The 8511-nt window shown below is 65.9% G+C and carries 6 protein-coding genes; 1 reads left to right on the top strand and 5 read right to left on the bottom strand.

Annotated features, from left to right (window positions below):
* The coding region (gene rsgA, locus RMO40_RS07150; protein ID WP_309718308.1) for a ribosome small subunit-dependent GTPase A at positions 1–1096 on the top strand (1096 nt) is incomplete at its 5' end.
* A gap of 54 nt (positions 1097–1150) precedes the next feature.
* Here rsgA and RMO40_RS07145 read toward each other — a convergent pair.
* The 5 genes from RMO40_RS07145 to RMO40_RS07125 form a co-directional block, all read right to left on the bottom strand.
* Complete coding sequence (locus RMO40_RS07145; RefSeq protein ID WP_309718306.1) at positions 1151–2872, bottom strand: 7TM diverse intracellular signaling domain-containing protein; 1722 nt, start codon at positions 2870–2872, stop codon at positions 1151–1153.
* Positions 2873–2988: 116 nt separating this feature from the next.
* Positions 2989–6141, bottom strand: a complete 3153-nt coding sequence (locus RMO40_RS07140) for an NAD(P)-binding protein (protein ID WP_309718303.1) — start codon at positions 6139–6141, stop codon at positions 2989–2991.
* Positions 6142–6225: 84 nt separating this feature from the next.
* Complete coding sequence (locus RMO40_RS07135) at positions 6226–7404, bottom strand: MFS transporter (RefSeq protein ID WP_309718310.1); 1179 nt, start codon at positions 7402–7404, stop codon at positions 6226–6228.
* A gap of 47 nt (positions 7405–7451) precedes the next feature.
* Positions 7452–8132, bottom strand: a complete 681-nt coding sequence (locus RMO40_RS07130; protein ID WP_309718301.1) for a glutathione S-transferase N-terminal domain-containing protein — start codon at positions 8130–8132, stop codon at positions 7452–7454.
* A gap of 7 nt (positions 8133–8139) precedes the next feature.
* Positions 8140–8511: hypothetical protein (locus RMO40_RS07125; RefSeq protein WP_309718298.1), on the bottom strand; the 372-nt coding region annotated here is incomplete at its 5' end.

Genomic DNA, 8511 nt, shown 5'->3' with positions numbered 1-8511 from the left:
GGATGTAGAGCGCTTGCGCTCGGTGGGCTTGACGCCCGCGATGGCCCTGGTGGCCATTTGTTCTCAACCTGTTCCTGAAACCGACGCGGCCGAGCTGGCCGCTTCACCGCGCCGCCTGGTGCGCGTGATCGAGGTTCACCGCGAAACGCTGCAGGTGCACGACGGCGTGCAAGAGACCAGCGTGCGTGTGCTGCCCCGGCTCGCGCGCCTGCTGGCCGAGCAAGAAACCGCCGTCGCCGTCGGCGACTGGGTGGTGCTGGTGCACGACGCGCACGGCCAGGCCTGGGTGCATGAGCGCATCGCACCGCTTTCGCACATCGCGCGGCGCGACACCGATGGGCGCCGCCACCCGGTGGTCAGCAACGTCGACACCGCGCTGCTGGTGATGGGCCTGGACGACGACTTCAACCCACGCCGCCTAGAGCGCTTTTTGACGCTGGTGCAAGGCCAGGGCGTGACGGCGGTGGTGGTGCTGACCAAGGCCGATGTGGTCACGCCCGAGGCGGTGGAGGACGCGATCGCGGAGTTGCGCCAGCGCATCGCAGCCCAGGTGGAGGTGGTGGCCGTGAATGGCACCTCGCCGCAGACCACGCGTGTGCTCGATGCGTATCTTGGCGCGGGGCAAACGGTGGTGTTGCTCGGCTCCTCAGGGGCCGGCAAGTCGACCCTGACCAATGCCTTGATGGGCCACGCGGTGCAAGACACCGGCGCCGTGCGCGAGCACGACAGCCGGGGCAAGCACACCACCACCTCGCGCTCGTTGCACCGCTTGCCAAGCGGCGCGTGCGTGATCGACACACCGGGCCTGCGCACCTTGCGGCCCGATGCCGATGAAAGCACCTTGGCCATCAGCTTCGAAGACATCGCGACGCTGTCCGTGCAGTGCCGTTTTCGCGATTGCCGCCACGGCGACGAGCCCGGCTGCGCGGTGCGCGAAGGGGTACCGCCCGATCGGCTGCGCAACTACCAGAAGCTGCTGCGCGAAATGCGCCGCGACACGCTCACTGCCCTAGAAAGGCAGCAGCAACTTTCGCAGTGGAAGCTGCGTGGCCGAGAAGGCCAGATGCGCCTGAAGATGAAGCGCGGCGAGGCATGAGCCGGCGAAGCCCGGCTCCCATCAAGCAACGCGCCGAGCACGGGTCTCCCGGGCTCAGGCGTGGCGCCCCTTGGGGGCAGGAGCGTCAGCGACTGGGGGGCCCTTCTTCGTTGTTTTATGCAAATACATGCGTGCGTCGGCGTGCATCAGCAGCTGCGAGCCCGAGTTGATTTCCGAGCCAAAGGCGATGCCGTAGCTGATGCCGCAATTCGGGAAGCCGGCGTCGTGCAGCCGGCGCTCGATCTGGTTGATCTTCTGGCGGGCAAGCTCTTCTTGCGAGCGCTCGCCGAGCACGGCGAATTCGTCGCCACCCAGGCGGAAAACGCTCATGCCGTCTTCCTTGAGCACGCTCAACGCTTGTGCGAACTCGCGCAGCAGGCCGTCACCGTGGGCATGGCCGCGTTCGTCGTTGATGCGCTTCAAACCGTCGAGGTCGATCATCACCAGCATGATGCGTTGTGGGGCTTCGGCATCGGTTGTGGCCACCGTCATGCCGTTGAGCGTGCGGTCGAAGGCATGGCGGTTGGCAATGCCGGTGAGCGAGTCGGTGCTGGCCTGGGAGAGTGCGTCGTTGAGCTGCTGCAGGTAAGTGTCTTTTTCACGGCCCAGCAGGCGGATCTTGTCGGCCAGGGCGAAGGCCAGCAGCAGGGCGTCGGTGGTGGCGCCGAGCAGGGTGAAAAGCTCGATGTTGCGCATCACGCTCGGCACCAGCCCGAAGTTGGCCGGCAAGATCAGCACGGCCGGCAGCAGCAGCGCCAGGAAGGCCGCCAAAAAATAACGCGCGGGCAAAAAACCCTGGCCCAGGCGGATCATCCCCGACACCAGCGCCAGCGTGAGCGTGACCGAGATCACCGCCGTGGCCAGCAGGTGGGCATAGGCCACCGACACGAAGCACACCGGCATCAGCGCGAGCGCCACGAGGATGTTGCCGCGTGCGATCCAGGCCAGCCTTGGCGCATGTTCTTTGAGGTGCAGGAACTCGAGGAAGAACATGGTGTTGAACACCGCCCCCAGGAAGAAGGCCACGTAGTGCCAGCTCAAGCCGCGCCAGCCCAGCCAGTCGGACGCCACGTGCAGCGTCATGGCCCACGAGACGGTGGCCGTCAGCAGGTAGAGCGCGTAGTACAGCATCGACTTGTCGCGCACGCCGATGTAGACAAACAGGTTGTACAGCGCCAGCGTGAGCATCGCGCCCAGGGCGCACAGCGTCAGCACGTTTTCAGAGATCACCGTCTTGCGGTAGCCGGCCTGGCTGGCCACGTAGATGCTCGGGTAGCGCGCAAAGTAGCGGCTCTCGATGCGCAGCAGCACCTGCGCCTGCGCCCCGATCGGCAGCTCGACGTTGCCACCGTAGTGCAGCATGTAGCTGCTGTTGGCGCTGTAGCCTGTGATGAACGACTGCACCGGCTGGCCAGCTGCGTACACGCGCACCTCGATGCGCTCCATCAGCGTGCCGGTCGGGTCGACGACCCAGCGGGTTTGCTGGGTGTCGTTTTGCACCGTGGCGTGGAACCAGTAGCTGCCGCCGAAGAGGCTGACCCGCTCCACCTGCTTTTGTTTGGCGAGCCAGGCGCCCAGCGCGGCGGGCGTGGCCGGTGGCGTGTCGTCTTGCGCCAGGTAGAGCTGGCCGCGCGAGGCGATGTCGACCTCGGCGTTGGCGTTGAGCGAGATCGGCGACTGGCTCCACGCCGGGCTGCACAGCAGCGCCAGGGCCACGAGCAGCAGTGGGCGCAACCAGCACAGGCTGCGCGGCAGGGGGGCAGATGACAGAGACATTGCGGGTTTCGGCTCCGTCAAACGGCGGTGGGGAGCAATGTAACCAGAAGTTTCATGGTTAGGCATGCAGGCTCGCCAGGGCGAACGCGGCAGAAGTCACACATGCCGCCCATGGCTCAGAGGTCTTTCTCACCGGCGATCACCTTGGGGTGGCCGCACAAGGCCCGCGAGGTCTGCATGCCGGCCATCACCGCCGCCTCGACGCAGCCGGCGTTGACGCCGGTCTTGATCCAGTCGCCGGTGACGTAGAGGTTGTTGAACCCCGTGCCATCGGTCTGCAGACGGTGTTTGGTGCTGTTGACGACCGACAGCACATAACGCTCCGACGGGTCGACATTGGCGCGCCAATACTGGCTGTCGAAGCGCTTCTCGCCTTGGGCGGCGGTGGTGTCGATGAGGCACGACCAATCGAAGTCTTGCGGCGTGGCCACGGCCGGCCACAGCGCATGCACATGGTGTTTGAGCTGGTCGATGGCGGCCTGCTTGACCTGCTCGGCCATGCGTGCCGGGAAGCCGCGGTCGCTGAAGGGCGGGTAGCTCTTGACGGCCAAGGCGCTGCAGAAGTACGACACGTTCTTGGGCTCGAACTGCGGCGGCCAGGCTTCGCGGATCAGCGTCTGGTCCATCGGCGCCCAGGTGTCGAAGGGCTCGCTGAAGGCGGTCAGCACAGGCTCTTCGTCGGCGCGGCCAAATTCGGTCCAGCCGAGTTGGGGCACGGTCTTGTCGAGCCACACCTGGTAAGCCTGCGTGGCGCAAGTTTTCACGTAGGTGACCGAGGCTTGCAGCGCCGGGCTGCGCGCCACCAGTTGCGGGCACAGCAGCGCCACGCCATCGGACGAGATGCCGAAGATCACCTTGTCGAAGTCGACACCCCGTTGCAGCGTGACGGTGGGCAGCGGCTTCTTGAACTGCTGTTGGTACACCTCGGGCCAATCGCTCCAGTTGGATTCGAGGTTGATCTTGTGGGCCTGCAGCAGCTTCGCCTGCGCGGGGTCGAGCTGTTGGTAGAGCGGCTCGCTCGGCCAGCAGTCCAAGCCCTTGACGGGGCGCAGCGGGTTGTATTCGTTGCCTGAGAGATCCACCTGGCGTGTCATGCGGATCTGGGCCACGGTGTTGCTGCCGGCCTCGGGCACCAGCTCTTCGACCTTGTGGAAAAACTCGAACTTGACGCCGCGCCTCTTCAGCACCTCATAGAAGGGCGTGAACACTGTGTCGCCCATGCCGGCCTGCATCTTCCACATGATGCCGCCCTGGTAGCCGCAGGTCATGCGGAAGATGCCGCGCAACATGGTGCCGGCTTCGAAGTTGGGCTTGTCGAAGTCGCCGTCTTCGTAGCCGAACACCAGATCGTAGAGCGCACGAATCGGCGCCGAATGCACGCTCACCGTGGGGTTGGCGCCGTGGCGTGTGAGCCAGGCGTAGAGGTCTTCGTCGTTGATGACGTCGAAGCCTTTTTCGAACACGTGGTCTTCGAGCATGCCGATCAGCGAGGTGACGGCGAGGTCGATGCAGATGTAGAGCCGGCGCAGGTCATCGGCCACGTCGCTCATCTCGGCCTGTGCGCCAAACCGCGCCTGCAACGCCACCCGCATGCTCTTGAGCGCGGCGGCGTGCACCGTGTGCTGCATGGCGTCTTGTTCGCCCAGCTCGGGCAGGCTTTGCGCAAAGCTCAGGGCGGCGTCAAACACGCTGTGCACGTCGGACACGATGGTCTCGACCTTGCGTTCGATGCGCGTGGCCAGGGACTCGAGCCAGTCGCCGATGTGGTTTTCGGTGACCTCCACCGAGGTGGTGGTCACGATGGTGGTGGTGCCGTGCTGGCTCTCCAGCTCGGCGAGCCACATCTTGATCCACTCATACATGGTGAGGGCGATGTCCCACAGGCCGATGTCTTCGTCGCCGTGGCCCGGCTCACCCGGCATCTCAGGCGTGTCGATCAGCCACTGGCGCCAGGTTCCGTCGATCAGCTCGCTCAGTGCGAAGGAGTGTTGCGGTTTGAAGGCGTCTTGCCAGGTGGCCAGCGGTGCGCCCGCTGGGCGACCCAGCTCGCCGTAGGCGCCTTGCATGGTGCGGAAGGCGTTTTGATAAAAGCCAAACCAGATGTGCAAGCCGTGCTCTTCGATGCGCTCGCTTAAGCGCGCGTTGCGCCCGCTCGCACCCTTGCCACCGAGGCGCCAGCCCATCTGGTAGACGGTGATGTCGTACCGGTTCTGCCAGCCCGGTTGGTCGGTGAGGTAATAGGCCGCGGTCATGGCGGCCACACCACCGCCGAGCACGGCGATCTTTTGTGGCGCGATCTGCGAGTTGTCGTGGATCTCAACGCCGGGTGTCACCTCGAAGTCGAAGCTCAGGTGAAAGGGCAGGATGGCCGCTTGCACGCCCAGCTTCAGGCCCAGCGTGTCGTTGAGTGGAAAGCTTGCGAACTTGTGCAGCGTCAGCTCGTAGTCGTCTTCGAACACTTCCACGCCGTGCACAGCGGTCACCATCGCCGGTGCCGCCACGATGGCCTGGTAGACCGCCTTGATGCCCGACGCATCGGGGAACTGCTTCAAGAAGATCTGCTCGCAGCCCGGGTGGCGCAGCATGCCGGCGATCTGGGCCCAGGCTTCCTTGTCGAGCTCCAGCGTGGCGGGCAGGTTGGCGGCGATCAGCTCGATGGCTTCTTCGATCAACTCGATGAAGCCGCCCAGCTTGCGCGCGCCTTGGCGGTGGGTGGTGGCCGCCACTTCGAGCAGCGGGTGCGTGGCCAGTTGCGTGTCAGGCGAGAAGGGCTCGAAGCCCTTGGTGGCCATCGAGAAGTAGCGCGCCGGCTCACCCGGGGCGGGCATGCTGTATTCGCATAGGTACTTGGGGTAGCCGAAGAGTTCGCGCCCGTTGATGAGCGCCATCGCGTCGTCCACGAAGATGTGGCAGGGGTAGAAGAACACGCGGCTGATGCCGCTCTCGCCCTTCTTGATTTGACCCACCATCACCCAGGTGATGATGTCGAGCTCTTCGCCCCAGCCCTTGGCCTGGTCGCTCGGCCAGGTGGAGAAGGCCTTGTGCACCTTGGTGAAGGTGAGCATCACGAACGGTGAGAACACCTGGAAGCTCATCTCGCCGCCCGCGCAGGCGGTGAGGGTCGAGTCGACCGTGGCCTGCAGCTTCGCCAGGTCGCCCTTGACGAAGAAGCCGTACATCTCGGCGTCTTTGAGCTGCAGCGGTGGGTGCATCAGCGGCGAGCCGCCCGGGTAGAGAAAGGCTGGGCGGTTCGTCTTCGGAGCTGTCATGGCGATTGTTGTGGGGCCGCTGAGGAGCGCGAAGTATCTTCGCGGCCTTGTGCTGGCGGTTTCGTGAAAACCCGAGCGCTCCCCTCAGGGCGCTTCGGTCAGGCGTTCACGTTTTGCCAAGGCAGGGAAGAGTTTCATCCACAACGCAGCCACTGCCAAGGTGCCGATGCCACCCAGCAACACCGAGCCCACCGGGCCGAGCACGGCCGCCGTGGCACCCGACTCGAACTCGCCCAACTGGTTGGATGCACCAATGAAGATTGAATTCACCGCGCTCACCCGGCCTCGCATGGTGTCGGGTGTCTCCAGCTGCACCAAAGACTGGCGGATCACCACGCTCACCATGTCGGCCGCTCCGCTCACCCACAGCGCCAGCATCGACAGCACGAACACCGTCGACAACGCAAAGCACAAGGTCGCCACGCCGTAGATGGCCACCGCCGCAAACATCACCTTGCCCACACGCCGCGTGATCGGCCAGCGTGTGAGCACGGCCGACATGCACAGCGCGCCCACGGCGGGTGCCGCACGCAGCAGGCCCAGGCCCCTGGGGCCGACGTGCAGCACGTCCTTGGCGAACATCGGCAACAAAGCGACAGCGCCGCCCAGCAGCACCGCAAACAGATCGAGCGAGATGGCGCCCAGCACCACCGGGCGCTGCCAGATGAACTGGAAGCCTGCCAACACGGTGGCCAGGGTCACCGGCTCTTTCGGCGGGGGCACGTGCGGGTGCCCGATGCGCAGAAACAGCACACCCGCCAGCACGAATGCCGCCGCGCACACCGCGTAGACCACGCTCGCACCGGCCACGTAGATGAAGCCGCCCAGGGCCGGGCCGCCGATGATGGCGGTTTGCATGCCCATCGAGCTGAAGGCCAGCGCACGTGGCAGCACCGCGTTGGGCACCAGCGAGGGCACCAGCGCCTGCTGCGCCGGCATCTGGAAGGCCTTGGCCATGCCGAGCGCGACCGACAGCCACAGCAAGAGCCCGCGGCTCGCCCAATCGCCGTGCGAGGCGGCCATCAGCAGCAGCGCCATTCCCGCCTGCGCCACCATGCACAGCGCGAGCACGCGGGTGCGGTCGCAGCGGTCGGCCACGTGGCCGGCCACCAGCGTGAGCAACAGGGCGGGCAAAAACTGCAGCAGGCCCACCAGGCCCAGGTCCCAGGCGCTGCCGGTCAGCTCGTACATCTGCCAGCCCACGGCGACCATCAGCATCTGGTTGCCGGTGGTGCCGGCGACACGCGCCCACCAGAAGCGCATGAAGGCCGGCAGGCCCAGGAGGGAGTCGGTGTTCACGGGGGCCGATGTTACGGCGCGCCGCGGCCCACCCGGGCGCTGCGCGCCAGTGCCGAATCGAGCCGGCCCAGATAGGCCACCAGCTTCAGCAGGAAGTCAGGCTGCACCGCTGCCTGCACCGAAGGGCGCTGCGCCAGCTGCTCGCGCCATGCGGTGAGCTTTGGCAAGCCTGTGAAGAAGTCATACGACTCCATCAGCGCGAAGGCGTCGAAGTAGCGAAAGACGGGGGCGAACACCACGTCGACCATCGTGAACGACGCACCGGCGAAGTAAGGCGAGCCCGGCAGCTCGCTCTCCAGCCGGTGCAGCAAGCGCAAGACCTCGCGGCGCCGCTCATCCTGCGTGCGGGCATCGCGTGCCTTGAAGAAGCCGCCCACGCTTTGCAACAGCGCCGTGCCAAACGCCATCCAGGCGCGGTGCTGGGCTCGGCGCAATGGGTTGAGAGGGTGCAGCTGGGGTGGGTGCATTTCGTCGAGGTATTCGCAAATCACGGCCGAATCGAAGATGGCCTCGTCGCCCACCCGAAGCACCGGCACCAGGCCCAGCGGAGACGCCACTTCGAACTCGCTCGGCTTGTGGTGCAGGTCGATGTCTTGGCGCGTGTGGGCGAGGCCTTTTTCGGCCAGCACGATGGCCACGCGTTGCACATAAGGGCAGCCGTGGTGGGCGTACAGGGTGATGGGTTGGGGCATGCTGCGCTCAGCGTTTGACGAGGCGGGACTCGATGGCATCCGAGCTGGGCACGCCGCCGTAAAACGCGATGTGGCCGTCGACGATAAGCAGCGGAAACGCTGCCAGCCCGTGGGTGTGAAAGACCGTGCTCAGTTCTTCCTGGAACGCTGCGGTGGCGCTGTCGGCCCGGGTGCCGAGCTCGCGCAGCTGTTGGCGCGTGCCCGTAAGGGTCGCGAGCACGACTGGCCGTGGGCTGCCCGTGCGTTGCATCGCGTCTGTGAGGTGGCGTGCCAGCTGTTCGTCTTTGGGTGTGCTCATGGCGTCGCAGCACGCGGCCGACAGAATGCCCACCTGGCCTGCGCCCAGCAGCGCGGGATGGGGGGCGCGGGCCGGCGACCC

This window comes from Rhizobacter sp. (assembly GCF_031412075.1).
In the GTDB taxonomy this organism is placed as follows: Bacteria; Pseudomonadota; Gammaproteobacteria; order Burkholderiales; family Burkholderiaceae_C; genus Rhizobacter.
The sequence above is the reverse complement of the archived record's forward strand: the minus strand, read 5'-3'. Positions and strand labels throughout refer to the sequence as shown.